We start from the raw sequence: 26420 nt of genomic DNA on the forward strand, positions 1-26420 counted from the left end.
ACGACATGAGCAAAGACCCCAGCAGTCAGCCGACCGCGCGCAAGCACACCGCGCTCCCCAAGGCGCAGATCCTCATCGAGGCGCTGCCCTGGCTGACCCGGCACCACGGCAAGACCGTCGTCATCAAGTTCGGCGGCAACGCCATGGTCGACGAGGAGCTGAAGGCCGCCTTCGCCCAGGACGTCGTCTTCCTGCACCACGCGGGCCTCAGGCCCGTCGTGGTGCACGGCGGCGGACCGCAGATCAGCAAGGCTCTCGACCGGCACGGCATCGTCAGCGAGTTCAAGGCGGGCCTGCGCGTCACCACCGAGGACGCCATGGACGTCGTACGCATGGTGCTCGCCGGACAGGTGCAGCGCGAGCTCGTCGGCCTGCTCAACCAGCACGGCCCGCTCGCCGTCGGCCTCACCGGCGAGGACGCGCACACCATCACCGCCACCAAGCATCAGCCCCGCATCGAGGGCGAACTGGTCGACATCGGCCGGGTCGGCGAGATCACCGAGATCGACACCGGCGCCATCGAGGCGCTGCTCGCCGACGGCCGTATCCCGGTCGTCTCCTCGATCGCCCGTTCCCAGGACGACGGACATGTCTACAACGTCAATGCTGATACGGCGGCTTCGGCACTCGCTGCGGCGCTTGGTGCCGAGACGTTGATGGTCCTCACCGACGTCGAGGGCCTCTACGAGGACTGGCCCCACTCCGACGAGGTGATCAGCAGGCTCACCGCGAAGGAGCTGGAGAAGCTCCTGCCCGAGCTGGCCAGCGGCATGGTCCCGAAGATGGAGGGCTGTCTGCACGCCGTGCGCAACGGCGTCGAGACGGCCCGCGTGATCGACGGCCGCGTCCAGCACTCGATCCTGCTTGAGATCTTCACCGACGAGGGCATCGGCACGATGGTCGTGCCCGACCACGACGACAGCACCACCGGCACGGAGGGGGAGTCATGAGCAACCAGGAGCTGACCGCGCGCTGGCAGGGCGCGCTCATGGACAACTACGGCACGCCGCGGCTGCCCCTCGTGCGCGGCGCGGGCACCAAGCTGTGGGACGCCGACGGCAAGGAGTACGTCGACTTCGTCGGCGGCATCGCGGTCAACGCCCTCGGCCATGCCCACCCGGCGGTCGTGGAGGCGGTGAGCACGCAGATCGGCTCGCTCGGCCACGTCTCGAACCTCTTCGTCGCCGAGCCGCCCGTCACGCTCGCCGAGAAGCTGCTGCGGCTCTTCGGACGCGCGGGCCGGGTGTACTTCTGCAACTCCGGCGCCGAGGCCAACGAGGGCGCCTTCAAGCTCGGCAGGCTGACCGGCCGTTCGCACATGGTCGCCACCACCGGCGGCTTCCACGGCCGGACCATGGGGGCGCTCGCCCTCACCGGCCAGCCCGGCAAGCAGGAGCCGTTCCTGCCGCTGCCCGGTGACGTCACCCATGTCCCGTACGGCGACGTCGAGGCCCTGCGCGCGGCGGTCACCACCGAGACCGCCCTCGTGATCATCGAGCCGATCCAGGGCGAGAACGGCGTCGTCGTGCCGCCCGCGGGCTATCTCACGGCGGCCCGCGAGATCACCGCCGCCACCGGCACGCTGCTCGTCCTCGACGAGGTGCAGACCGGAATCGGCCGCACCGGCCACTGGTTCGAGCACCTCGCGCACGAGGGTGTCGAGCCGGACGTCGTCACGCTCGCGAAGGGTCTGGGCGGCGGGCTCCCGCTCGGCGCGACCGTCGCGTTCGGCGCGGCGGCCGAGCTGTTCAAGCCCGGTCATCACGGCTCGACGTTCGGCGGGAACCCCGTCGTGTGCGCCGCGGGCCTCGCCGTCATCGAGACGATCGAGACCGAGGGGCTCCTGGAGAACACCAAGCGGGCGGGCGAAAAGCTGCGCGACGGAATCGAGTCACTCGGACACCCGCTCGTCGACCATGTCAGGGGCTCGGGCCTGCTGCTGGGTATCGTGCTCACCGAGCCGCTCGCGCCCCGGGCGCAGCAGGCGGCTCAGGACGCCGGCTTCCTGGTGAACGCCCCCGCCCCCGATGTCGTACGGCTGATGCCCCCGCTGAACGTGCGCGACGACGAGGTGGACACGTTCCTCCAGGCGTTGCCCGGCATCCTGGACAAGGCTCTTGAAGCCGACGGGGACGAATGATCCGGAGATTGAGACGACGATGAGCCAGGCGCAAGGCAACGAGCACGGCGACCACGCGGGTCCCGCCGTGCCGCAGACCCGCACCGCACGCCACCGCCGGATCGTGGACATCCTCAACCGGCAACCGGTGCGCTCCCAGAGTCAGCTGGCGAAGCTGCTCGCCGACGACGGCCTGACCGTCACGCAGGCGACGCTCTCCCGGGACCTGGACGAGCTGAACGCGGTGAAGATCCGCAACGCCGAGGGCGACCTCATCTACGCGGTGCCGAGCGAGGGCGGCTTCCGCACCCCGCGCGCGCCGCTGGGGGAGTCGGCCAAGGAGGAGCGGATGCGGCGTCTCTCCGCGGAGCTGCTGATCTCCGCGGAGGCCTCGGCGAACCTCGTCGTCCTGCGCACCCCGCCGGGCGCGGCCCAGTTCCTGGCATCGGCCATCGACCAGGCCGAGCTGCACGACATCCTCGGCACGATCGCGGGTGACGACACGTTGATGCTGATCAGCAGGGAGCCGGCGGGGGGTCAGGCGCTGGCGGACCACCTGCTGCGCCTGGCTTCGAACGACCACTGATCAACCGCGCGAACGCCTGGCCATCCACGCGGCGACCACGGCCCCCGACACGTTGTGCCACACCGAGAACACGGCTGAAGGCAGCGCGGCGAGCGGGCTGAAGTGAGCCGTGGCCAGCGAGGCCGCCAGGCCCGAGTTCTGCATGCCGACCTCGAAGGCCATCGCCCGCGAGGCCGGCGGGCCGAGCCGCGCCAGCTTGCCCGCGCCGTAACCGAGCGCGAGGCCGAGCCCGTTGTGCAGGAACACCGCGAGGAACACCAGTGCCGCGGCCGACTTGATGGCCGCGGCACTGCCCGCGACGACGATCGCCACGATGGCGGCGATGGTCAGCGCCGACAGCCACGGCAGCGCGCCGAGCACCCGGTCGACGTACCGCCCGAAGAGCAGCCGAACCAAGAGTCCGGCGATGACCGGCAGCAGCACGGTCTTGAGGATGTCCGTCACCATCGAGCCCGCGTCCACCGGCAGGTACTCGCCCGCGAGCAGCAGCGTCAGCGGCGGCGTGATCAGCGGCGCGAGGACGGTCGAGACGGTGGCGACCGACACGGAGAGCGCCACGTCGCCGCGCGCCAGATAGGTCACGACGTTCGACGCGGTGCCGCTCGGCGCGCAGCCCACCAGGATCACGCCGGCCGCCAACTGCGGTGACAGGCCGAGCGCGTGGGCGATCAGCCAGCCGAGTCCCGGCATGATCACGTAGTGCGCGACGAGTCCGAGCGCGACGGCCCAGGGCCGCTTGACCACGCCCTGGAAGTCGAGCGGGGTCATGGTCAGCCCCATGCAGAACATCACCACGCCCAGCAGGTACGGGACGTTGGTCCCCCAGCCCTCGAAGGCGTCCGGTACGAGGAGGCCGAGCGCGCCCGCGGCCAGGACGAGGACGGGGAAGACGGTGACGGCGCGGCGGGCCGCCCTGTCCGCGGTGCCCGCGCCGTCGGCGGGGATCGTCTGTTCGGATTGCACGGCGCGATGCAACGCCCCGGCCCCGCGCGTGCGCAACCTCGTCTCGGTATGTGGTCGCTACACGAAGGCCGCGCGGCGCGCTCAGGCGGCGCTGGGCGGCAGCGGCAGGGGAAGCCCCGGAAGTCCGTCGATGCTCTGCGCGATGTGTTCCTTCTTGGTGAAGTACGCGTTGAGCGACGCGTCGTCCTCGCGCGCGAAGCGCTTGCCGTGCAGGTCGCGTTCTTCGTCGTACGTCATGAAGGGCACCGCGTAGCCGCAGGTGTCGCGGACGAGGTCGGCGTGCACGACGATGATGGCGCGCAGCCCGTGCGGGGTCGGGTCGATGCCGGGGAAGTGGCCGAGCAGTTCCTTGAAGCGCGGGTCGTCACGGAAGACGGGCTCGCCGCGGCCGTGCACCCGCACGATGTTGGGCGGTCCCTGGAAGGCGCACCACATCAGCGTGATGCGGCCGTTCTCCCGCAGGTGCGCGATGGTCTCGGCATTGCTGCCCGCGAAGTCCAGGTAAGCGACGGTCAGTTCGTCGACGACCGCGAAGGAGCCCTTGAGGCCCTTGGGGGAGAGGTTGATCGTGCCGTCGTCGGCGAGGGGCGCGGTCGCGGTGAAGAACATCGGCTGTTCCTCGATGAAGGTGCGGAGCCTGCCGTCGATGCGTTCGTAAGTCTTTCCCATGTCCAAGAATTATTGACCAGAAGTCCTTCGCTTGTCTAACGAAAGATATGCCGACTGGATTGACGAAACATACGGAGCACTGCATACTCATGCATGACAGTGAATGCGCACACCAGCGAACGCACCGCACGCAAGGAGGGCCCCGTGACCGAGCGCGTCGTACTCGCCTACTCGGGCGGCCTTGACACCTCCGTCGCCATCGGCTGGATCGCCGAGGAGACGGGCGCCGAGGTCATCGCCGTCGCCGTGGACGTCGGCCAGGGCGGCGAGGACCTGGACGTCATCCGCAAGCGCGCGCTCGCCTGCGGTGCCGTGGAGGCCGAAGTCGCCGACGCCAAGGACGAGTTCGCCGAGGAGTACTGCCTCCCGGCGATCAAGGCGAACGCCCTCTACATGGACCGCTATCCGCTGGTCTCCGCCCTCTCTCGGCCCGCGATCGTCAAGCACCTGGTCGCCGCGGCCGAGAAGCACGGCGCCTCCACGGTCGCCCACGGCTGCACCGGCAAGGGCAACGACCAGGTGCGGTTCGAGGCCGGCATCGTCGCCCTCGCCCCCGGGCTCAAGTGCATCGCCCCCGTCCGTGACTATGCGATGACCCGGGACAAGGCGATCGCCTTCTGCGAGGAGAAGCGGCTCCCGATCGCGACGTCCAAGAAGTCGCCGTACTCCATCGACCAGAACGTCTTCGGGCGTGCCGTCGAGACGGGCTTCCTGGAGGACATCTGGAACGCGCCGATCGAGGACATCTACGAGTACACCGCCAACCCCGCGGAGCCCCGCGAGGCCGACGAGGTCGTCATCTCCTTCAAGGAGGGCGTCCCGGTCGCGATCGACGGCACGCCCGTCACCGTCCTCCAGGCGATCCAGCAGCTGAACGAGCGCGCGGGCGCCCAGGGCATCGGCCGGATCGACATGGTCGAGGACCGCCTCGTCGGCATCAAGTCCCGTGAGGTGTACGAGGCTCCGGGCGCCATCGCCCTGATCACCGCCCACCAGGAGCTGGAGAACGTCACGGTCGAGCGCGAACTGGCCCGCTACAAGCGGCAGGTCGAGCAGCGCTGGGGCGAACTGGTCTACGACGGCCTGTGGTTCTCCCCGCTCAAGCGCGCCCTGGACGGCTTCGTCAACGAGGCGAACCAGTGCGTCACCGGCGACATCCGGATGACCCTGCACGGCGGCCGCGCCGTGGTCACGGGCCGGAAGTCCGACCAGTCGCTCTACGACTTCAACCTCGCCACCTACGACTCGGGCGATACGTTCGACCAGTCCAAGGCGCAGGGCTTCATCGAGATCTTCGGCCTCTCGTCGAAGATCGCCGCCCGGCGCGACCTCGCGTAACGCGAAATCGGCCATACCAGCAACAGCCTTGAGGAGCACGTGCAGTGAGCAGCAACAACGGCGGTGGCGTCCGGCTCTGGGGCGGACGGTTCGCCGACGGGCCCGCACAGGCCCTGGCGAAGCTGTCCGCGTCGGTCCACTTCGACTGGCGTCTGGCGCCGTACGACATCGCCGGTTCCCGCGCCCACGCGCGCGTGCTCCACAAGGCGGGCCTGCTCACCGAGGACGAGCTGACCCGCATGATCGCCGGGCTCGACCAGCTGGAGGGCGACGTCGCCGACGGATCGTTCGTCGGCACCATCGCCGACGAGGACGTCCACACCGCGCTGGAGCGGGGCCTCCTCGAGCGGCTCGGCCCCGACCTCGGCGGCAAGCTGCGGGCGGGCCGGTCCCGCAACGACCAGGTGGCGACGCTCTTCAAGATGTACCTGCGCGACCACGCCCGGATCATCGGCGGCCTGATCGCCGAACTCCAGGAAGCGCTCGTGGGGTTGGCCGAGGCGCACCCGGACGTCGCCATGCCGGGGCGTACGCATCTGCAGCACGCCCAGCCCGTGCTCTTCGCGCACCACGTCCTCGCGCACGTCCAGTCGCTGTCCCGGGACGCGGAGCGGCTGCGGCAGTGGGACACCCGCACGGCCGTCTCGCCGTACGGCTCGGGCGCCCTCGCCGGCTCCTCCCTCGGCCTCGACCCCGAGGCGGTCGCGAAGGACCTCGGCTTCGAGCACGGCTCCGCGGCCAACTCCATCGACGGCACGGCATCGCGCGACTTCGTCGCCGAGTTCACCTTCATCACCGCGATGATCGGCGTGAACCTCTCGCGGATCGCCGAGGAGGTCATCATCTGGAACACGAAGGAGTTCTCCTTCGTCACCCTCCACGACGCCTTCTCGACCGGCTCGTCGATCATGCCGCAGAAGAAGAACCCGGACATCGCCGAGCTGGCGCGGGGCAAGTCCGGCCGTCTGATCGGCAATCTGACGGGCCTGATGGCCACGCTCAAGGCCCTGCCGCTCGCGTACAACCGCGACCTCCAGGAGGACAAGGAGCCGGTCTTCGACTCCTGCGACCAGCTGGAGGTCCTGCTCCCCGCCTTCACCGGCATGATGGCCACGCTCACCGTCCACCGCGAGCGCATGGAGGAGCTGGCCCCTGCGGGCTTCTCGCTCGCCACCGACATCGCCGAATGGCTGGTCAAGCAGGGCGTGCCGTTCCGTGTCGCGCACGAGGTCGCGGGCGAGTGCGTGAAGGTCGCCGAGGCCGAGGGCAAGGAACTGGACGGCCTCACCGACGAGCAGTTCGCCAAGATCTCCGAGCACCTCACCCCCGAGGTGCGCACCGTCCTGAACGTGCCGGGCGCGCTGGCCTCCCGCAACGGCCGCGGCGGCACCGCACCCTCGGCCGTCGCCGTACAGCTCGCCGAGGTCAAGGCGGACCTGGCGGCGCAGCGGGAGTGGGCCGGCGCCCGCGGGTGACAAAGCGGCATCGCGGGTTACGTTGACGGGGAACACCCCTACGACGAGGAGCCCGCGATGCCCTTCGCCCGGCTGGCCGCAGCCACGACCCCGACCGCGCACATAGGGCTCGGTCTCGCCGCCGTCGGCAGGCCCGGCTACATCACGCTGGACCGCGAGACCGACCTGCCGCCGTCCCGCAGCGTCGAGGCCCTGCGCGAGCGCACCTTCGAACTCCTCGACGCCGCCTACGCGTCGGGGGTCCGTTACATCGACGTGGCGCGCTCCTACGGCCGGTCCGAGGAGTTCCTCGGCGACTGGCTGCACGCCAGGCCCGACATCCGTGACGTCGTCATCGGCAGCAAGTGGGGCTATACGTACACCGCCGCCTGGCGCACCGACGCCGAGGGCCCGCACGAGGTCAAGGACCACAGCACGGCCGCGTACGCACGTCAGCGCGCCGAGACCGCCGAGCTGCTCGGCGACCGGCTCGACCTCTACCAGATCCACTCCGTGACGCCCGAGAGCCCGGCGCTCACCGACAAGGATCTCCACGCCCGTCTCGCCGAACTCGCGGCCCAGGGCGTCACCGTCGGCCTCTCCGTGAGCGGCCCCGAGCAGGCCGCGGCGATCCGTTCCGCCCTCGCCGTGACGGTCGACGGGGAGCCGCTCTTCCGCACGGTCCAGGCGACGTACAACATCCTGGAGACCTCGGCGGGGCCCGCGCTCGCCGAGGCGCACGACGCGGGGCTCACCGTGCTCGTCAAGGAGGGCATGGCCAACGGCAGGCTCGCCGCCCCGCACGCGCCCGCGGCCCTGCGCGAGGTCGCCGAGGAGACGGGGCTCGGCTGCGACGCGGTCGCGCTCGCCGCGGTCCTGCGCGAGCCGTGGACGGGCGTCGTCCTGTCCGGGGCGGCCACCTCGGTCCAGCTCGTCTCCAATCTGCACGCCGCCGCCGTGGACCTGGACGGCGGACAGCTGGAGCGCCTGGCAGGTCTGGTGGAGGAGCCCGGGGCGTACTGGCGGGGGCGCGCGGAGCTGCCCTGGCACTGAGCGCGAGGAAGGGCCGCGGCAGGGTCCTCGTGAAGGCGTGGGACGTCCCGAAGTGGGGTGACGCCGAAAAGTTGTGAGACATTTCTGTCTCACACGGCTTATGGTTGTCTCATGTCAGTCGATCGCGATCAGGTCCTGCGCAGCGCCGCGGCCCTGCTCACCCGCAAGTCCACGTCCACGATGGACGAGGTCGCCCGCGCCGCAGGCATCAGCAGGGCCACGCTGCACCGCCACTTCGCGGGCCGCGACGCCCTCGTGCGCGCCCTCGAGGACCTCGGCCTCCGAGAGAGCGAGGCCGCCCTCGACCGGGCGCGGCTGGAGGAGGGCAGCGCCTGCGACGCGCTGCGGCGCCTGGTGAAGGAGGTCGAGCCGGCCGCCGGGCTGCTCGCGTTCCTCTACACCGAGAACCAGCTCTTCGAAGGCGACGAGCAGCACGAGGGCTGGTCCCGCATCGACGACCGCCTGGCCGCGCTCTTCCGGCGCGGCCAGGAGCGCGGCGAGTTCCGCATCGACCTGACGCCCGTCTGGCTGACCGAGGCGCTCTACGGCCTCGTCGGCTCGGGCGCCTGGGCCGTGCAGGACGGCCGTGTGGCGGCCAAGGACTTCTCGTACATGATCGCCGAGCTGCTGATCGGCGGCGCACAGCGGAGAGTGGAATCATGACCAGCACCCACCAGCGGCCCGCGGCACCGGAAGCGGAACGGGGCGCGGCGGCCCGTTGGCTCGCCCTCGCCGTGCTCGCGCTGGCCGTGCTCCTCGTCGCGGTCGACGCGACCGTGCTCGGCCTCGCGACGCCGTACATCAGCGAGGACCTCAAGCCGTCCGGCACACAGCTGCTGTGGATCGGCGACGTCTACTCCTTCGTCATCGCGGGTCTGCTCGTCTCGATGGGCAGCCTCGGCGACCGCATCGGCCGCAAGAAGCTGCTGCTCACCGGAGCCGTGGCCTTCGGTGCGGTGTCGGTCCTCAACTCCTACGCCACGAGCCCGGAAATGATGATCCTGGCCCGTGCGCTGCTCGGCGTCGCGGGTGCGACGCTGATGCCGTCGACGCTGGCGCTGATCCGGAACATCTTCCACGACCCGCGCGAGCGGAGCCTCGCGGTCGGCATCTGGGGCGCCATGGCGTCCGCGGGCGCGGCCGTCGGGCCCGTCGTCGGCGGCTTCCTGCTCGAACACTTCTGGTGGGGCTCGGTCTTCCTCATCAACCTGCCGGTGATGGCCGTGCTCGTGATCGTCGGCATCAAGCTGCTGCCCGAATCGAAGAACCCGTCACCCGGGCCCTGGGACCTGATCAGCGTCGCGCTCTCGCTCATCGGCATGATCGCCGTCGTGTATTCCATCAAGGAGGCCGCCGCGCACGGGCTGCGCTGGGACGTCGCGACGGCCGCCGTCGTGGGCGTGGGCGCGCTCACCTGGTTCGTACGCCGCCAACTCACCCTCACCGCGCCGCTCCTGGACATGCGGCTCTTCCGCAACCGCGGCTTCTCCGGGGCGGTCCTCGCCGATCTGCTGACCGTCCTCGGCCTGTCCGGCCTGGTCTTCTTCCTCTCCCAGTTCCTGCAACTGGTGCAGGGAAGGCGGCCGTTCGAGGCGGGCCTCGCCGAACTGCCCGCCGCGGCGGGCGCGGTGGCGGCCGGTCTGGTCGCGGGCATGGTGGCGCGGCGGTTCTCGGTGCGGATCGTGGTCGCGGGCGGCCTCGCGGCGGTCGGTCTCTCGCTCGCCGCGCTCACGACGCTGAGCCAGAACACCGGCTATCCGCTGCTCGGCGCCTCGCTCCTGGTCGTCGGCATCGGCGCGGGCTTCTCGTTCACGGTGACCGCCGACGTGATCCTCTCCAGCGTCCCCAAGGAACAGGCGGGCGCGGCCTCCGCGGTCTCGGAGACGGCGTACGAACTGGGCGCGGCCCTCGGCATCGCCCTGCTCGGCTCGATCGTCACGGGCGTGTACCGCGACTTCACGGCGCCACCGGGCACCCCGGCCGACGTGGCTGCGGCGTCCCACGAATCCCTGGGCGGCGCCGTGGAATCGGTTGTGAGCCTGCCGGCGCGACAGGCGGACGCCCTGCTCTCGGCGGCACAGTCGTCCTTCGTGGACGGCCTGCGCCTGGCGTCGGGCGTCGGCGCGGCGGTACTCCTTGCCACGGCGGTGGCGGCGTGGTTCCTCCTGAAGGGCCAGAAGCTGGAGGACGGCGTAGAACACTGAGCGCTCCGCAAGCCCCGTAAGGGGCGCGGGGAACTGCGCGAGCGACCACGACGGACCCGCAGAAGCAAGCCCGGACGAAACGCGGAACGCCCGCCCCGGCGCCGAGGGTCGAAACCCCGGGCCGGTGCGGGCGCACCGTGAATCCGTTCCCGGCGGCTAGGCCGCCTTCGCCTTTGTGGCGTACATGTCCACGTACTCCTGCCCGGACAGCAGCATGACCTCCGTCATCACGGAGTCCGTCACCGCCCGCAGCACATAGCGGTCGCGGTCCATGCCGTCGTACCGCGAGAACTCCATCGCCTCGCCGAAGCGGACCGTCACCTTGCCCGGCCGCGGCAGCCCCTTGCCGCCCGGCTGGAGCTTGTCCGTGCCGATCATCGCGAAGGGGACGACGGGCGCGCCGGTCATCAGGGTCAGGCGGGCGATGCCGGTGCGGCCGCGGTACAGACGACCGTCGGGCGAGCGCGTGCCCTCGGGGTAGATGCCGAAGACCTTGCCGTCGTCGAGAATGCGCCGACCGGTCATCAGCGCCGCGACACCGCCGCGGCCGCCGTCACGGTCCACCGGGATCATGCCGACGCCCGTGAAGAACCACGCCATCAGACGGCCCTTGAGGCCCTTGCCGGTGACGTACTCGTCCTTGCCGATGAAGAACACCGGACGGTTGGTCACCAAGGGCAGGATCATCGAGTCGATGAACGTCAGGTGATTTCCGGCCAGGATCACCGGACCGGTGCCCGGAATGTTCTCGGCGCCTTCTACCCGTGGGCGGAACATCAGGCGCAAGATCGGTCCGAGCACTGCCTTGATGAGCGCTAGACGGGACAACAGGCCCTCCGGGTTTCAACGGGTCGACGACGAGTAAATGCAGGTGAGGACGATACTCGCGGGCCGGGGGCGATTGCACATCGGGTTCACGCACTCGATACGCAGTGTTGACCTGATTTTGCACGGAGTTGCCCAGGTCCGTCGCCCCTGCGACGACCGTATCCCCGTGGGGACGGTGTGGCCCGAAGTAGTGGTCCTTGTCACGCCCGCACTTCGCTCTCCGTCACGCCCGCACTTCGCTCTCCGTCACGCCCTGCTTCGCTCTCCGTGGCGGCCGCCGACTGCGGGCCGCCACCTCCATGGTGCGCCCACTCGCCATGCCTCGTCATCCTGCCGTTCCGTCAGGGGTCTCCCACACGTCACTCGCGGCCACCTACGATCGGTCCCGCTTTGTCAGGTGCAAGGCAGCGTTATTCGGGAGGAGCGCCAATGGCGACGCAGGAGTCGGGTCAGCAGCGGCCGGGGACGAGCCCGGGGCGGCGGGCGGTGCTGGGGGCGGCGGTCCTCGGCGCGGGAACGGCCGTGGCAGGACTGCCCGGCGTGGCGAGAGCCGACGAGCGGCACGGCGGGCACGGCGGGCACGGCGGGCACGGCGGGTACAAGGACCTGCCGGTGCCCACCGTCGTCGCACACCGGGGGACCAGCGGCTACCGGCCCGAGCACACGCTCGGTTCGTACCAGCTCGCCCTCGACATGGGCGCCCACGTCATCGAGCAGGACGTGGTGCCCACCAAGGACGGCCATCTCGTATGCCGTCACGAGAACGACATCACCGCGACCACGGACGTCTCGGCGCACCCCGAGTTCGCGTCCCGCAGGACCACCAAGTCCGTGGACGGCACCTCGCTCACCGGCTGGTTCACCGAGGACTTCACGCTCGCCGAGCTGAAGACGCTGCGCGCCAAGGAGCGCATCCCCGGCACCCGCCAGCGCAACACCCTCTACGACGGCCGCTGGGACGTGCCCACCCTCGAAGAGGTCTTCCGCTGGGCGGAGAAGGAGGGGCGCAGGCGCGGCAGGCCGATCTGGCTGCACATCGAGACCAAGCACCCCACGTACTTCCGCAAGCTGGGCCTGGGCCTTGAGGAGCCGCTGGCCAAGCTCCTGCGGCGCTACGGCCGGCACAAGAAGAACTCGCCGACCTTCCTGCAGTCCTTCGAGCCCAGCAGCATCCAGCGCCTGGCCAAGCTGGTCTCCGCGCCGCGCGTCGTGCTCCTGTCCACCGCGAACTCCCGCCCCTGGGACTTCGTCGAGGCGGGCGACCCGCGCACCGTCGCCGACCTCATCAAGCCCGAGGGCCTGACGTGGATGGCCGGCTTCGCGCAGGGCATCGGCCCGACGCTGGACCTGATCATCCCGCGCAAGGCGGACGGCAGCCTGGGCACTCCGACCACCCTGGTCGAGGACGCCCACGCGGCGGGCCTGATCCTGCACCCGTACACGATGCGCAACGAGAACACCTTCCTGCCCACCAACTTCAGGAAGGGCACCGACCCGAACGCATACGGCGACGCCTTCGGCGCCTTCAAGGCGTACTTCGAGACGGGCATCGACGGGATCTTCTCGGACAACTGCGACACCGCGCTGCTCGCGGCCGCGGATTTCGTCAACAAGTGAGGCCCCGGACCCGGTTGGGGTGATCGACGGCCGCTTCGGCAACCTCGCGCCGGAGCGGCCGCGTCCCGCCGTGCATGACCTACGAGCTCATCCCCACCCTCATTCCCACGCTCAGGCCGCTCCTGGCGGCCGAGGCGTCGGCCGAGGCGCTCGGCTCGGGAGCCGACCCCGGCGACCTCGAACAGGCTGTCTGGCTGCGCCTGTTGGAGCGCATGGAGGCCGAGGGCCCGCCCGCGGACCCGGCGCTGTGGCTGCGCGGCGCCGTCCAGTCGGAAGCCCGCCGCACCCGGAGCACCAGCCAGCGGGAAGTGGCGTACGCGACCGAACCCGCCGACGACGCGGAGTGCGGCCCCGAACAGCGCGCCCTGACCGCCGACCGGCACCGCACCCTGCACGCCGCCGTGCGCAGACTGCCCGGCCGTTGCCCTCGCATCATGGCCGCCCTGCTGTCCCCCAAGGACCTCACCTACCGGGAAATCGCAGGGGAGTTGGGAATGTCACAGGGCAGTCTGGGGCCGGAACGTTCCCGATGCCTGGGATGCCTGCGCAGAATGCTGGCGGCGGAGGTTGCAGCTCCTGAACCCTGGGGAAAGGAGCGATAGACAACCGGTGGACAGGTGAGCGGGAGGCATGCACACATGGGCATGAGCGTGACCATCTCGGAGGCGGCGGGCGACGACACGGACGCCGCCGAGCAGATCCTCAAACTGCAGTACCTCTGCTACCAGAGCGAGGCCGAACTGTACGGCGACTACTCCATCGAGCCGCTGACCCAGTCCCTCGACTCCCTGAGGGCCGAACTGGACACGGGCGTCGTCCTGGTGGCCCGCCTCGGCGACGAGGTGGTGGCCTCCGTGCGCGGCACGGTCGACGCGGACGGCACGGCGCGGATCGGCAAGCTCATCGTCCACCCCAGGATGCAGCGGCACGGCCTGGGCGGCCGGCTCCTCGACGCCATAGAGCGCCGGCTCGGCGCGGGCGGTGCGGCCAAGTGCTTCCAGCTCTTCACGGGGCACCGGAGCGAGCAGAACCTGCAGCTGTACCGCAAGCACGGGTACGCCCCTGTGGGCACCCAGCGCGTGAATGAGCGGCTCACTCAGGTCACGCTGGCCAAGGATGTCGACGCGCGTGCCTTTGTGACCAGCGCGTAGTACCTGCCGGGGCGCCGGGTTCGTCGTCTGCGGGGCCGATGTGGCCGGTCGCGCCCACGCGGCGGAGCCGCAAATGTCAGAGCCCCGCGCCCCTTACGGGGCGCGGCGCGACTTCCGCAGCCAGAAGATCGCCGTCACCGGCAGGATCACCGGGATGAACAGGTACCCCATCCCGAAGTCCGACCACACCGTGGCGTCGGGGAAGGCGGAGGGTTCCGCCAGGGTCCAGGCACCGACGGCCAGCACGCCCACCAGCTCGGCGGCGCAGCACACCAGCGCCGCCCTGCGGGCCGTGTCCCCGCCGCGCACCAGTGAGTACGTGATGAAGCCGTAGACGAGGCCCGCGAGCGCCGACAGCGAGTACGCGAGCGGGGCCTTGTCGAAGTCCGTGGCGATCTGCACCGCGGAGCGCGACACCGCGCCGACGACCATCACGCCGTACAGCCACACCAGCAGGATGCCGGGGCCGGTGATCAGCTTCTGGCGCTTGCCGCGCGGCTCGCTCTCGTCGGTCACCGTCACCTCAGCCTCCCCAGATGTCGTAGAGCCGTACTTCGAGCACGGCGAGGACCACGCCACCCGCGGCGACCGTCATGGAGCCCCAACGCGTGCGCTCCGCAAGGGACATGAAGCCCGCGGCCGGTACGCACGCGAAGGAGCCGAGCAGATACGCCACGAAGATCGTCGTGCCCTGTTCCGGCTTCTCGCCCCGGGCGAGCTGGACGATGCCGACGATCAGCTGGACCAGGGCGAGGAAGCTCACCACGCCCATGCCGATGAAGTGCCAGTCCTTGGTCGGCTGGTCGCGGTACGCGGCGAAACCGCACCAGGCGGCGAGGGCGAGCGCGGCCACGGCGGTCGCGATCGTCAGGGCATCAAGCATGCCCGTGACTTTATTACGGGCCCTTTGACCCGATGCGCGGGCCCCCGGGGTGCCCCGTAGGCTCGGGGACCATGAAGATCCAGGCTGACGCGCTCCTGTTCGACAACGACGGCACCCTCATCTCCTCCATGGAGTCGGTGTACCGCTGCTGGACGCGCTGGGCGCAGGAGTACGGGATCACCGCGGAGGACTTCGCCCGGGTCGAGCTGCACGGCCGCCCCGCCGCCGAGATAGTCGCCGACCTGCTGCCCGCCGAGAAGGTCGCCGAGGCCGTCGCCCGCATCGAGGAGCTCGAGGTCTCCGACGTGGCAGGCGGGGTCGTCCTGCTGCCCGGCACCCGTGAGCTCCTGGAGTCCCTGCCGATGGACCGCTGGGCCGTGGTCACCTCCGCGACCCGCGTCCTCGCCGAGGCCAGGCTCGCCGAGGTCGGCGTCCGCCCCGGCCTGATGATCGCCGCCGACGACATCACCCGCGGCAAGCCCGACCCGGAGCCCTTCCTGCTCGCCGCTGCCAAGCTCGGCGCCGACCCCGCGCGCTGCGTGGTCTTCGAGGACGCGCCCGCGGGCCTCCAGGCCGGCCGGGCCGCGGGCATGACGACCGTGGCGTTGACCACAACCCACCAGGCGTCCGAGCTCTCCGCCGACGTCGTCGTCAAGGACCTCTCCGCCGTGTCCGCGCAGGCCACGACGGGTGGTGTGGAGATCACCTGCGTCGAGTGAGCGCTCGGCAGGGACCGTCCGCCGCCGTCCCATCGCTGTCCGCTATTCGGACAGCGATGGTGGACAGGCACCTCACGCGTGTTTTACTTGGGCCCATGACCACGACGAGCAGCCGCACCCTTGCGACCGAGGCGATCACGACGCCCGGTGCTCGTTGTATGTGTCGAATGTGCGCCTTCTGAGGGCCCCCGCACCACTGAAGAGCCTCGCGCCCCGAAGCGAAGCCGCTGTGCCGCGCCCCTGCGTGACGTACGAGAAGTAGTCGACGTAGGAAGCGAGCCTGCCCCGCGCACACGTCCTCCGGTTCCCCCGCCCCACCACCGCGAGAACCGTGCCGCGTTCCGAACGAATGCCCCGTGCCCGGCGACACCCGCGCCGCGCACTCGACAGTGACGGAATCCCCTGTGATCACCACTTCCGGCCTCACCAAGGTCTACCGCTCACGCGGTCGTGAAGTAACCGCCCTCGACGGAGTCGACCTGCACGTCCGCGAGGGCGAGGTGTACGGCGTCATCGGCCAGTCCGGCGCCGGCAAGTCCTCCCTGATCCGCTGCGTCAACCTCCTGGAGCGCCCCACCTCCGGCACCGTGACCGTCGACGGCCAGGACCTCACCGCCCTCGCCGGACGCGGCTCGCGCGCGGGCAAGGAACTGCGGCAGGCGCGCAGCCGCATCGGCATGGTCTTCCAGCACTTCAACCTGCTGTCCTCGCGGACCGTGCAGGCCAACATCGAGCTGCCCCTGGAGATCCTCGGCCTCTCCGGTCAGGAGCGCTCCCGCAAGGCCCTCGAACTGCTCGACCTGGTCGGCCTCGCCGACAAGGCCAAGAGCTACCCGAGCCAGCTCTCCGGCGGCCAGAAGCAGCGCGTCGGCATCGCCCGCGCCCTGGCCGGCGACCCCAAGGTGCTGCTCTCCGACGAGGCGACCAGCGCCCTTGACCCCGAGACCACCCGCTCCATCCTCCAGCTCCTGCGCGACCTCAACCAGCAGCTCGGCCTGACGGTCCTGCTCATCACGCACGAGATGGACGTCGTCAAGAGCGTCTGCGACTCCGCGGCCCTCATGGAGCGCGGCCAGATCATCGAGTCCGGCACCGTCAGCGAGCTCCTCGCGACGCCAGGGTCCGAGCTGGCCGCCGCGCTCTTCCCGGTCAGCGGCGACGCCACGGGCGACAACCGCACCGTCGTCGACGTGACCTTCCACGGCGAGGCCGCCACCCAGCCGGTCATCTCCCAGCTGTCGCGCACGTACAACATCGACATCTCGATCCTGGGTGCCGCGATGGACACCGTCGCGGGCAAGCAGGTCGGCCGCATGCGCATCGAACTGCCGGGCCGCTTCGAGGAGAACGTCGTCCCGATCGGCTTCCTGCGCGAGCAGGGCCTGCAGGTCGACATCGCGGGCGAGGCCCCCGTAGCAGGCGCCGCCACGCCGAAGGACGCCACGCTGCTGGTCAAGGAAGGTGCCAAGTGACCTGGTCGGAGATGCAGCCCCTGCTGGAGCAGGCGTGTTGGGACACCCTCTACATGGTGGGCTGGTCCACGCTCATAGCCATCGTCGCCGGACTGCCCATCGGCATCCTGCTGATCCTCACCGAGCGCGGCGGGCTCCTGCAGAACGCCTTCCTCAACAAGGTGCTCGGGCAGATCGTGAACATCGCCCGCTCGATGCCCTTCATCATCCTGATGGTCGCCCTGATGGGCTTCACGCGCTGGATCGTCGGCACCACGATCGGCCGCGAGGCCGCCCTCGTGCCGCTCGCCGTCGGCGCCATCCCGTTCTTCGCGCGCCTGGTGGAGACCTCGGTCCGTGAGGTCGACGGCGGGCTCGTCGAGGCCGTGCAGTCGATGGGCGGCTCCACCTGGACCGTCGTACGCAAGGTCCTCGTCCCGGAGTCGCTGCCCTCGCTGATCTCCGGCGCCACCACCACGATCGTCGCCCTCATCGGCTACTCCGCGATGGCGGGCACGGTCGGCGGCGGCGGCCTCGGCGACCTCGCGCTCCGCTACGGCTACCAGCGCTTTGAGACCGAGCTGATGTGGATCACCGTGGCGATCCTTGCCGTGGTCATCTCGATCATCCAGTTCGCGGGCGACTACGCCGCCCGCAGGCTGCACAAGCGCGGCGGCGGCTCGGGGCCGCTGCTGCTGTTCCGGCCGCTGCGCGGCGTGCTGCCCGGCACCGTCGCCGCCGAGACGACCACCAAGACCGGCTGACCGGGGCCCGCCCCGGGCCCCACCCGCAGACTTCCCCGCGCACCTGAGCGGGGCTGCACCACCCATGGAGAAAGGCACTTTTCGTGCGTAACACCGCCAAGATCACCACCGCTGTCCTCGCCACCGGAGCCCTCACCCTCGGGCTCGCCGCCTGCGGCTCCGAGGACTCCGCCGGCGACAAGAACGGCAAGCTCGTCGTCGCCGCGACCCCGACGCCGCAGGGCGAGATCCTGGACTTCGTCCAGAAGAACCTCGCCAAGAAGGCCGGCCTCGACCTCGAGGTCAAGGAGTTCACGGACTACGTCACGCCGAACACCGCCGTCCAGCAGGGCGAGGTCTTCGCGAACTACTTCCAGCACAAGCCGTACCTGGACGACTTCAACAAGAAGAACGGCACGGACATCGTGCCCGTCCCCGGGGCCACGGTTCACCTGGAGCCGCTCGGCGTCTACTCCAAGAGCCTCAAGAAGCTCGGTGACCTGAAGGACGGCGCCACCGTCGCCGTCCCGAACGACACCACCAACGAGGCCCGTGCCCTCAAGCTGCTGGCCGACAACGGCATCATCGAGCTCAAGAAGGGCGTCGGCTACGAGGCCACCCCCAAGGACATCGCCAAGAACCCCAAGAACCTCAAGTTCAAGGAGCTCGAGGCCCCCACGCTGCCGCGCAGCCTGGGCGACGTCGACGCCGCGGTGATCAACGGCAACTACGCCCTGGAGGCCAAGCCCGCGCTCAGCCCCGCCAAGGACGCCCTCGTCGCCGAGGCCGCCAAGGGCAACCCGTACGGCAACTTCCTCGCCGTGAAGAAGGGCGACGAGAACGACCCGCGCGTGAAGAAGCTCGCCAAGCTCCTCACCTCGCCCGAGGTCAAGAAGTTCATCGACGACAAGTACGACGGCGCCGTCGTCGCGGCGTTCTGATCATGCGTACGTCCACCATCGCCGCCGCGGCGGGGACCCTGGCCCTCGCGCTCGGCCTCACCGCGTGCGGCGGATCCGGCAGCGGTTCGAAGGGCTCCGGCGACAAGCTCGTCGTCGGGGCCACCCCGACCCCGGCCGGTGAAGTCCTCGCGTACATCCAGAAGAACCTCGCGAAGAAGGCGGGACTCGACCTCCAGATCACGGAGTTCACGGACTACGTCACGCCGAACACCGCGCTCCAGGAGGGCTCCCTCGACGCCAACCTGTACCAGCACACCCCGTACCTGAAGGACTTCAACGAGTCCAAGAAGACGGACCTGGTGCCGGTCACCGAGGTGTACCTGCCCCCGATGGGCGTGTACGCGAAGAAGCCCAAGGGCATCACCGACGTCGCCGACCTCTCCGAAGGCGCGACCGTCGGCATTCCGAACGACACGACCAACGAGGGCCGGGCGCTCCAACTCCTCGCGTCCAAGGGCGTCATCGGGCTCAAGAAGGGCGTCGGCGGCACCGCCACACCCGAGGACATCACGTCCAACCCGAAGAAGCTGACCGTCAAGCCGCTCGAACCGGCGCAGCTGCCGCGCTCGCTGGACGACCTCGACGCGGCGGTCATCAACAACAACTTCGCGCTCGACGCGGGGCTGAGCCCCAAGAAGGACTCCATCCTCCTGGAGTCCTCGAAGGGCAATCCCTACAACAACGTCCTCGCGGCCAAGAAGGGCGACGCGGACGACCCGCGCATCAAGAAGCTGGCGAAACTGCTGACTTCGCCCGAGGTGAAGAAGTTCATCGAGGACAAGTACAAGGGGTCCGTGCTGCCCGTCGAGGCGGGCTGAAAGGCCTTCCGCACGCGGGACGCATACAAGACATCCACGGGGTCCACTCCTGATGCGGGAGTGGACCCCGTGGTGCGTCTGCGGGCGGACATGTTGCATGCTGGTCACTTCAGAAGGCCCGAAGGTGAAGGTCCTTCGGGTCTATGAAGGTTATGGAGCGGCGCATGAACAGAGCCTCCTCGGGGTCCTCGGAGTTTCCCGATATCTCCATCAGCACGGAGCGGTTGGTGCTGCGCCCCCTCGAAGAGGCGGACGTCCCCGCGTACGCGGAGATGATGAACGACGAACTCGTCACGGCCTGGACCTCGGTGCCCCAGCCCTACACCGAGGCCGACGCCCACGCCTGGATCACCCGCCTCGCCCCCGCCGAGCGCTCCGAGGGCCGCGGCATCGTCCTCGCCGTCACCGAGTTCCTCACCCAGCGCCTTGTCGGCATCATCCAACTCCGGGGCACCGACTGGCGGGTGCGCTCCACCGAGCTGAACTACGTCGTCGCCCCCTGGGCCCGCGGCGAGGGCTATGCCTCGGAGGCGGCGCTCGCCACCGCCCAATGGCTCTTCCACGACCAGAAGTTCGAGCGCATAGAGCTGCGCACGGCCGCCGACAACACCGCGGCTCAGCAGGTCGCCCAGAAGATCGGCTGCATCAGCGAGGGCGTCCTGCGCGGCGCCTGGATAGCGCGCACGAGAAACGGCGGCGACCCCTTCGGCGGCTGGCTCGACACCCGCACCGACCTCATCGTGTGGAGTCTGCTCCCCGAGGACCTCGAAGGCGTCTCCGAGAGCCTCGCCGACAGCGGGTTCTCGGCGTTCTCCGACTGGAACTGAGCCGGACCCGAGCCGGAACCGAGCCCTTCGCACCCGGCTTCTGCCACCAGGTACGCTCGCCCTGGCCGCGTGCGCGGTTGCCCCACCCCGCAGCCACCGCCCCGCCCTGACGACCCGCGAGAACCCAGGAGACAGACGACGATGGCCGACCGGGTCACGGTGATCGGCTGGGACGGTACGCCGCTGACCGCCGCGGCGCGCTCCGCGCTCAGCGCCGCGACGCTCGTGGCGGGCGCCGCCCACCACCTGGCGCTGGACGAGCTCCCCGCCCGCGCCGAACGGATCCGCCTCGGCAGTGTGTCCCTCGCCGCCCGCCGCATCGCCGCCCACCGCGGCACCGCCGTCGTCCTCGCCGACGGGGACCCCGGCTTCTTCGGCGTCGTACGCACCCTGCGCGCCCCGGAATTCGGCCTCGAGGTCGAAGTGGTGCCCGCCGTCTCCTCCGTCGCCCAGGCCTTCGCCCGCGCGGGCATGCCCTGGGACGACGCCGAGGTCGTGGTCGCCCACCGCCGCACCCTGCGCAGGGCCGTGAACGTCTGCCGCGCCCACCCCAAGGTCGCCGTCCTCACCTCGCCCGGCGCGGGCCCCGCCGAACTGGGCCTGCTGCTCCAGGGCGTCCACCGCACCTTCGTGATCTGCGAGGAGCTCGGCACCGAGCGCGAGCAGGTCTCCGTGGTCACCTCCGACAAGGCCGCCGACCACACCTGGCGCGACCCGAACGTCGTCATCGTCATCGGTGGTTCCGGACCCGGCGCCGCCGCTTCCCCCGACACCGGCTGGATCGCGGGACGCGAACCGGCGTCCGCACCGCGTGGCTGGGCGCTGCCCGCCGCCGAGTACGGCGGGGACGTCTGGCTCGGCGAGGGCGAGACCGACCGGCTGCGCTCCGCCCAACTCGCCAGGCTCGGCCCGCGCGTGGGCGACCTCGTCTGGGACATCGGCTGCGGCAGCGGAGCCTTCACCGCGGAGGCGGCCCGCTTCGGCGCCGCCGTGATCGCCGTCGACCGCGACCCCGACGCCCTCGGCCGCACCACGGCCGCCGTCCGCCGCTTCGGGGTCCAGGCGCAGACCGTGCACGGCATCGCCCCGCACGTCCTCGAAGACCTTCCCGAACCCGATGTCGTACGCGTCGGGGGCGGGGGAGCCGCGGTGGTCTCCGCGGTCGCCGACCGCCGCCCGGAACGCATCGTGACGCACGCCGCGACACGCGACGCGGCCGAACTCGTCGGCAGGGACCTGAGCGAGCACGGATACGTGGTCGAGTGCGCCCTGCTGCAGTCCGTGGAGCTCGACACACGCGCCTGGCGCGAGGAGAAGCGGACCGTGGTGTTCCTGCTCTCGGGGCGCCTGCCCGACCGCTCCCCGTGACCCTGCCGATGCGCGGTGCGGGGTAGGCTGGCCGATTGTTGTACTGCACCCGGGTGTCCAGCAGTTCGTTGGTCAATGTCCGGAAAGCTCGCCCGTTTTGAGGGGTGTGTGTGGTACGGCAAGGACCGGAGGACGCGCAACGTGGCGCAGTCCACAGCGGGCCGTGGCCGATCAAGCTGCCGCGGTGGCGGGCCGACCGGGACAATGCCTGTTGTCCGGTCAGCGGTTCGTGCCGCGGGGCGCGCACGCTCGTTGAGGATGACGGGCGGTTGGTGCGCCGCTCCGGGCAATGGGGCCACCCCGGCGAAGGCTGAGGGGCGGTCGAAGAAGCACTAACCGATGGGCGAGGGGTTACGCATGACCGACACCGGCCAGGTCCCGGGCGAGGGACTGCCGGAGGGCGCAGGCAACGGTGTACCTTCCGGGCCCGTGCAGGGCGCGGGGGCGCAGCAGCCGGGCGTTCCCGCACCGGGTGCGTACACCTTCGTGGACCCGGCCGACCCCTCCGAGAACCCTGCCGATGACGACGACCTGCTGCTGATGCCGGGTGCCCAGGGCGCATGGAGCGAGGCCCAGGCGGCGCACGCCGCGGGGCACCAGGTCCCGGGTCACGGTCAGATGCCGGGTCACGGCCAGGTTCCGGGCCAGGGCCAGGTGCCCGGCCACGGCCACCTTCCCGGCCGGGGCGCGGCAGCTCAGCCGCAGGCCGCCCCGGCAGCTCACGCCGCGCAGGCCGCCCACCAGCCGGGTCCGCACGAGACCTCCGGCCGTGACAGCGGCTCGGTCGACCTCAACGGCGTCCGCATGCCCGGCTCCGCGCCCGCCCCGTCCCACCCGACCCCCGCCCGCCGCCCGCTGCACCGCGGTCCTTCGGGCCCGGCGGTGCCCGATGGCGCGGCCAGCCCCGTGCGTTCGCTCGCCGACCGGGGTCCCGCGGGGGCGACGCCTCCGCAGCAGCACGCCGTGCCGGTGCGCCACGCGGGGCCGCCCACGACCGGTCCCGAGTACCTCGACATCCCGCGCGACGACGCGGGCATGCCGGGCCCGCAGCTCGGTGAGATCCCGCAGGGGGCCGCGCCGTGGGCTCCGCAGGGGCCGGGCCAGGAGTCGGGCCAGGAGGCGGCGGCCCAGGGGGCTTATCCCGCATCAGCAGAAACGGTCGTCCCAGCGGCCTCGGGGGCCTCGGAGGTCCCGGGCGCCGCAGGTGTCCCGTCCGCCTCAGATGTCACACCGGAACCACTGGCAGCCGACGCATCGCAGCCCGCGGAGGTCCCGCAGGCACCGGAAGCCGCCGCCTCCCAGTCGCCCGCGCAGGGTCATGACCCTGCGCGGGACCAGGTCTACGCGCAGGACGGCCAGGTCTACGCCCAGGACCGGGCTCAGTACGCCGCTCAGGGCGCCCCGCTCGTGGGCGCCCCCGAAGCCGCCGCGTTCCCGCAGGCCGCGGGCGCCGGTGTCCCCGATGCCGTCCCCGCCGCGCACTACGCCGACGCCGGGCAGGTCCCGCCGGGGGAGCAGCAGTTCCCGATGGGAGAGCCGCAGCAGTTCCCCATGGGGGAGCCGCAGCAGTTCCCGATGGGGGAGCAGCCGGCGTTCGCCCAGGCCGTGCCTGCCGCGGTGGGCCAGTCCCCGTTCGTCGTCGCCTCCGCGCAGCCGTGGGACGGCGCCCGGATCCCGCACGCCGACGAGGCCGGTCACCCCGGCTTCGCCCCCGACGCGCTGCAGGGCGCGCACGCCGGTCCCGTGGGCGCCGTGCACGCCCAGCGCGTCCACACGCCGGACGGCGACCACCAGGCCGAGGCCCGGCACGCCGCGCAGGGCCCGCACATCCCCGAGCCGCAGGGCCCGCAGGACTCCGCAGCCCCCGTGAACGCGCAGCTGCCCGGCGAGCTCGGCGGAGCCCAAGCGGCCACGCCCATCGGCCAGTTCGTGCCGGTCGAGGGCACCGTCCCGACCACGCCCCACCTGGCCCCGACGCCCCCGCGCCCGCTGGCCGTCCCTCAGGAGGACCCGGCCGCCGCCGAGGAGGCTCCCGAGGCCCAGGCCGCGCCCGAGGTCCAGGACGTCCAGGAGCACGTCGCTCAGGAGCACGCCGCTCAGGAGCACGCCGCCCAGGACGCCGAGCAGCCCGCGGCCCAGGCGACCGCCGACGCCCCGGCCGAGCCCGCCGACCCGGCAGGCGTCGCCCCCGCCCTCGTACCGCAGGCGGAAGCGACGGACGCCGTGGCGCCCGAAGCGGTGGCGCCCGAGGCGGCGGCGCCCGAGGCCGTGACCGCCGAGCAGCCCGCGGCCACCGACGAGACCCCCGAAGCCGCACAGCAGCCCGCCGCCACGGTGCCCGCCCCGCGCGACGGCGCCGAGCCGACCCCCGTGCCGGACGCGGCGGTTGAGGCCCAGGAGAGCGGTCCGAGCGCGGAGCAGGAGACGCCCGAGGCGGCGCCCGCCCCTACGGAGGCCGCCGAGGGCCTCCCCCAGAACCCGCAGGCTCTGCCTGTTTCCTCGGTGGCGGACCAGGCCGAGTTCCCGGCCGCCCCCGAGACGGCCGACCCGGCCGAAGCGTTGGACGAGGCAGACGAAGTCATCTCGTTCGAACCGATCGATGCGAACGAAGTGACCGAAGTGGCCGAAGCACCCGAGATGGCCGAAGCGCCTGAAGTACCCGAGACGACCGAGGCCCCCGAGGCACTCGCCGCCGTCGCCGCACCCGACGCCCCCGAGGCGACGGAGGCACCCGAGCCGCTGGAGGCTCCCGAGCCGGTGGAGGCGCAGGACGCCACCGACGTCCCGGAGCTCCTGGAGACGGAGGCCGAGGAGGCCGCCGACTACCCCGAGCCCGTGCCGTCCCCCGGCACCGCCGCTCCCGGTTACGCCGACGCCGAGCGCGAGGCCGTCCTGCGCGTCATGCGCGAGCGCCGCGACATCCGCAACGGCTTCCGCAACGACGCCATCCCGCACGAGGTGCTGCTCCGCGTCCTGGAGGCCGCGCACACCGCCCCGTCGGTCGGCCACTCGCAGCCGTGGGACTTCGTCGTCATCAAGTCCGCCGAGACCCGGCACACGATGCACGAACTGGCCATGCGCCAGCGCGACGCGTACGCCAAGTCCCTGCCCAAGGGCCGCGCGAAGCAGTTCAAGGAACTGAAGATCGAGGCCATCCTCGACACCCCGGTGAACATCGTCGTCACCGCCGACCCCACCCGCGGCGGCCGCCACACCCTCGGCCGGCACACCCAGCCGCAGATGGCCCCGTATTCCTCGGCGCTCGCCGTCGAGAACCTCTGGCTCGCCGCCCGCGCCGAGGGCCTCGGCGTCGGCTGGGTCAGCTTCTTCGACGAGCGCGAGATGGTCCGCGCCCTCGGCCTGCCCGAGCACCTGGAGGTCGTCGCCTACCTCTGCGTCGGATACGTCGACGAGTTCCCGGACGAGCCCGAGCTGATGCAGGCGGGCTGGTCCAAGCGCCGCCCGCTGTCCTGGGTCGTCCACGAGGAGACGTACGGCCGACGCGCCCTGCCCGGAGAGGACCCGCACGACCTGCTCGCCGAGACCGTGGCCAACATCCGCCCGCTGGACGCCAAGGCGCTCGGCGAGGCGTGGGAACGCCAGAAGCGCATGACCAAGCCGCCGGGCGCGCTCGGCATGCTGGAGATCATCTCCGCACAGCTCTCGGGCCTGTCCCGGATGTGCCCGCCGCCGATCCCGGAGCCCGCGGCCGTCGCGATCTTCGCGGGCGACCACGGCGTGCACGCCCAGGGCGTCACCGCCTGGCCCCAGGAGGTGACCGCGCAGATGGTCGCCAACTTCCTCGGCGGCGGCGCGGTCTGCAACGCCTTCGCCAACCAGGTGGGCGCCGAGGTCTGCGTCATCGACGTGGGCGTGGCCAGTGAACTCCCGGCCACCCCGGGCCTGTTGCCCCGCAAGGTGCGCGCGGGCACAGCCGACATGACGACCGGCCCTGCCCTGACCCGCGAAGAGGTCAAGGCGGCGATCGAGGTGGGCATCGAGACGGCCCGCGACCTCGTCGCGGCAGGCAACAAGGCCCTGCTCACCGGCGAGATGGGCATCGCCAACACGACCGCGTCCGCCGCCCTCATCTCGGTCTACACGGACACGGACCCCGCCGAGGTCACCGGGCGCGGCACGGGCATCAACGACGAGATGCACACCCGCAAGGTCGAGGTGGTCCGCCGCGCCCTGGACCTCCACAAGCCGGACCCGGCGGACCCGATCGGCGTCCTCGCGGCGATCGGCGGCCTGGAGCACGCGGCGATGGTGGGCCTCCTCCTCGGCGGCGCGTCCCTGCGCACCCCGGTCATCCTGGACGGCGTCAGCGCCGGCGCGGCCGCCCTGGTCGCCCGCGCCATCGCCCCCGAGGTCCTCGCGGCCTGCATCGCGGGCCACCGCAGCGCGGAGCCGGGCCACGTGGCGGCCCTGAACAAGCTGGGCCTGCGCCCGCTGGTCGACCTGGACCTCCGCCTCGGCGAGGGCACAGGCGCGCTGCTCGCCCTGCCGGTGGTGCAGAGCGCGGCCCGCGCGATGCACGAGGTGGCGACGTTCGACTCGGCGGGCGTGACCGAGAAGTAACGGCGGAACGCCTGCCCGAGCCTACGGGCAGGCGTTCCGCAGGCGGTTCCCACCTCTTGTGGCCGCCCCGTTCGTGGGCAGGCGTT

24 protein-coding genes are annotated in these 26420 nt (G+C 71.2%); 19 read left to right on the forward strand and 5 right to left on the reverse strand.

The genetic code is table 11. The features are described from left to right. Positions 1-5: 5 nt before the first annotated feature. From argB to AB0B50_RS08795, 3 genes are read left to right on the forward strand one after another with little or no spacing between them, the layout of a single operon-like run. Positions 6-950, forward strand: a complete 945-nt coding sequence (argB, locus tag AB0B50_RS08785) for an acetylglutamate kinase (protein WP_362327780.1) — start codon at positions 6-8, stop codon at positions 948-950. Then, positions 947-2140, forward strand: coding sequence for an acetylornithine transaminase (locus AB0B50_RS08790; RefSeq protein ID WP_362327783.1), 1194 nt, complete (start codon positions 947-949; stop codon positions 2138-2140). The genes argB and AB0B50_RS08790 overlap by 4 nt, the downstream gene beginning before the upstream one ends. Positions 2141-2159: 19 nt before the next feature. Continuing rightward, complete coding sequence (locus AB0B50_RS08795) at positions 2160-2705, forward strand: arginine repressor (RefSeq protein ID WP_362327786.1); 546 nt, start codon at positions 2160-2162, stop codon at positions 2703-2705. Here AB0B50_RS08795 and AB0B50_RS08800 read toward each other — a convergent pair whose 3' ends face one another. Together AB0B50_RS08800 and AB0B50_RS08805 are read right to left on the reverse strand one after the other, a co-directional pair. After that, complete coding sequence (locus AB0B50_RS08800; RefSeq protein ID WP_362327789.1) at positions 2706-3668, reverse strand: bile acid:sodium symporter family protein; 963 nt, start codon at positions 3666-3668, stop codon at positions 2706-2708. Between the two features lie 81 nt (positions 3669-3749). Continuing rightward, complete coding sequence (locus tag AB0B50_RS08805; RefSeq protein ID WP_362327792.1) at positions 3750-4337, reverse strand: pyridoxamine 5'-phosphate oxidase family protein; 588 nt, start codon at positions 4335-4337, stop codon at positions 3750-3752. Positions 4338-4481: 144 nt separating this feature from the next. Between AB0B50_RS08805 and AB0B50_RS08810 the strand changes: the two genes are divergently transcribed. The 5 genes from AB0B50_RS08810 to AB0B50_RS08830 all read left to right on the forward strand — a co-directional run bounded on the left by AB0B50_RS08810 (position 4482) and on the right by AB0B50_RS08830 (position 10386). After that, positions 4482-5675, forward strand: a complete 1194-nt coding sequence (locus tag AB0B50_RS08810) for an argininosuccinate synthase (RefSeq protein WP_362327795.1) — start codon at positions 4482-4484, stop codon at positions 5673-5675. 44 nt (positions 5676-5719) lie between these two features. Next, complete coding sequence (gene argH, locus AB0B50_RS08815; RefSeq protein WP_362327798.1) at positions 5720-7150, forward strand: argininosuccinate lyase; 1431 nt, start codon at positions 5720-5722, stop codon at positions 7148-7150. A gap of 57 nt (positions 7151-7207) precedes the next feature. Next, entirely contained in the window at positions 7208-8182 is a 975-nt protein-coding gene (locus AB0B50_RS08820; protein WP_362327801.1) for an aldo/keto reductase, read from the forward strand. 111 nt (positions 8183-8293) lie between these two features. Then, on the forward strand, positions 8294-8845 hold the full coding sequence (locus AB0B50_RS08825) for a helix-turn-helix domain-containing protein (protein WP_362327804.1): 552 nt from the start codon (positions 8294-8296) through the stop codon (positions 8843-8845). Further along, positions 8842-10386 (forward strand): MFS transporter, encoded by a 1545-nt coding sequence (locus AB0B50_RS08830; RefSeq protein WP_362327807.1) that lies wholly within the window; start codon positions 8842-8844, stop codon positions 10384-10386. The genes AB0B50_RS08825 and AB0B50_RS08830 overlap by 4 nt, the downstream gene beginning before the upstream one ends. 156 nt (positions 10387-10542) lie before the next feature. On the opposite strand, the gene AB0B50_RS08835 is transcribed toward AB0B50_RS08830, so the two are convergent. Beyond that, on the reverse strand, positions 10543-11217 hold the full coding sequence (locus tag AB0B50_RS08835; RefSeq protein ID WP_362328236.1) for a lysophospholipid acyltransferase family protein: 675 nt from the start codon (positions 11215-11217) through the stop codon (positions 10543-10545). A gap of 426 nt (positions 11218-11643) precedes the next feature. On the opposite strand from AB0B50_RS08835, the gene AB0B50_RS08840 reads away from it, so the two are divergent. The 3 genes from AB0B50_RS08840 (at position 11644) to AB0B50_RS08850 (ending at position 13982) form a co-directional block, all read left to right on the forward strand. Further along, entirely contained in the window at positions 11644-12831 is a 1188-nt protein-coding gene (locus tag AB0B50_RS08840) for a glycerophosphodiester phosphodiesterase (protein ID WP_362327810.1), read from the forward strand. A gap of 74 nt (positions 12832-12905) precedes the next feature. Continuing rightward, positions 12906-13433 carry a sigma-70 family RNA polymerase sigma factor gene (locus AB0B50_RS08845; protein WP_362327813.1) on the forward strand — a complete coding sequence of 176 codons (528 nt, stop codon included), beginning with the start codon at positions 12906-12908 and terminating at the stop codon, positions 13431-13433. Between the two features lie 36 nt (positions 13434-13469). After that, positions 13470-13982: a GNAT family N-acetyltransferase gene (locus tag AB0B50_RS08850; protein ID WP_362327816.1), complete on the forward strand. Its 513-nt coding sequence runs from the start codon at positions 13470-13472 to the stop codon at positions 13980-13982. A gap of 93 nt (positions 13983-14075) precedes the next feature. Here AB0B50_RS08850 and AB0B50_RS08855 read toward each other — a convergent pair whose 3' ends face one another. Together AB0B50_RS08855 and AB0B50_RS08860 are read right to left on the reverse strand one after the other, a co-directional pair. Beyond that, positions 14076-14504: a hypothetical protein gene (locus AB0B50_RS08855; RefSeq protein ID WP_362327819.1), complete on the reverse strand. Its 429-nt coding sequence runs from the start codon at positions 14502-14504 to the stop codon at positions 14076-14078. Position 14505: 1 nt separating this feature from the next. Next, positions 14506-14865, reverse strand: coding sequence for a hypothetical protein (locus AB0B50_RS08860; RefSeq protein WP_362327822.1), 360 nt, complete (start codon positions 14863-14865; stop codon positions 14506-14508). Positions 14866-14936: 71 nt separating this feature from the next. Between AB0B50_RS08860 and AB0B50_RS08865 the strand changes: the two genes are divergently transcribed. The 8 genes from AB0B50_RS08865 to cobT all read left to right on the forward strand — a co-directional run bounded on the left by AB0B50_RS08865 (position 14937) and on the right by cobT (position 26334). Beyond that, positions 14937-15584 (forward strand): HAD family hydrolase, encoded by a 648-nt coding sequence (locus AB0B50_RS08865; protein ID WP_362327825.1) that lies wholly within the window; start codon positions 14937-14939, stop codon positions 15582-15584. 404 nt (positions 15585-15988) lie between these two features. After that, positions 15989-17056 carry an ATP-binding cassette domain-containing protein gene (locus AB0B50_RS08870; RefSeq protein ID WP_362327828.1) on the forward strand — a complete coding sequence of 356 codons (1068 nt, stop codon included), beginning with the start codon at positions 15989-15991 and terminating at the stop codon, positions 17054-17056. After that, positions 17053-17799 (forward strand): methionine ABC transporter permease, encoded by a 747-nt coding sequence (locus AB0B50_RS08875; RefSeq protein WP_362327830.1) that lies wholly within the window; start codon positions 17053-17055, stop codon positions 17797-17799. The genes AB0B50_RS08870 and AB0B50_RS08875 overlap by 4 nt, the downstream gene beginning before the upstream one ends. 83 nt (positions 17800-17882) lie before the next feature. Further along, entirely contained in the window at positions 17883-18719 is an 837-nt protein-coding gene (locus AB0B50_RS08880; protein ID WP_362327832.1) for a MetQ/NlpA family ABC transporter substrate-binding protein, read from the forward strand. A gap of 2 nt (positions 18720-18721) precedes the next feature. Then, on the forward strand, positions 18722-19558 hold the full coding sequence (locus tag AB0B50_RS08885) for a MetQ/NlpA family ABC transporter substrate-binding protein (protein ID WP_362327835.1): 837 nt from the start codon (positions 18722-18724) through the stop codon (positions 19556-19558). A gap of 164 nt (positions 19559-19722) precedes the next feature. Next, positions 19723-20385 (forward strand): GNAT family N-acetyltransferase, encoded by a 663-nt coding sequence (locus AB0B50_RS08890; RefSeq protein ID WP_362327838.1) that lies wholly within the window; start codon positions 19723-19725, stop codon positions 20383-20385. 141 nt (positions 20386-20526) lie between these two features. Beyond that, on the forward strand, positions 20527-21753 hold the full coding sequence (gene cbiE / locus AB0B50_RS08895; RefSeq protein WP_362327840.1) for a precorrin-6y C5,15-methyltransferase (decarboxylating) subunit CbiE: 1227 nt from the start codon (positions 20527-20529) through the stop codon (positions 21751-21753). A 357-nt stretch (positions 21754-22110) separates the two neighbouring features. Then, positions 22111-26334 (forward strand): nicotinate-nucleotide--dimethylbenzimidazole phosphoribosyltransferase, encoded by a 4224-nt coding sequence (cobT, locus tag AB0B50_RS08900; protein WP_362327843.1) that lies wholly within the window; start codon positions 22111-22113, stop codon positions 26332-26334. Positions 26335-26420: the final 86 nt, after the last annotated feature.

It is taken from the genome of Streptomyces sp. NPDC041068, assembly GCF_040647455.1.
Classification (GTDB): Bacteria; Actinomycetota; Actinomycetes; order Streptomycetales; family Streptomycetaceae; genus Streptomyces.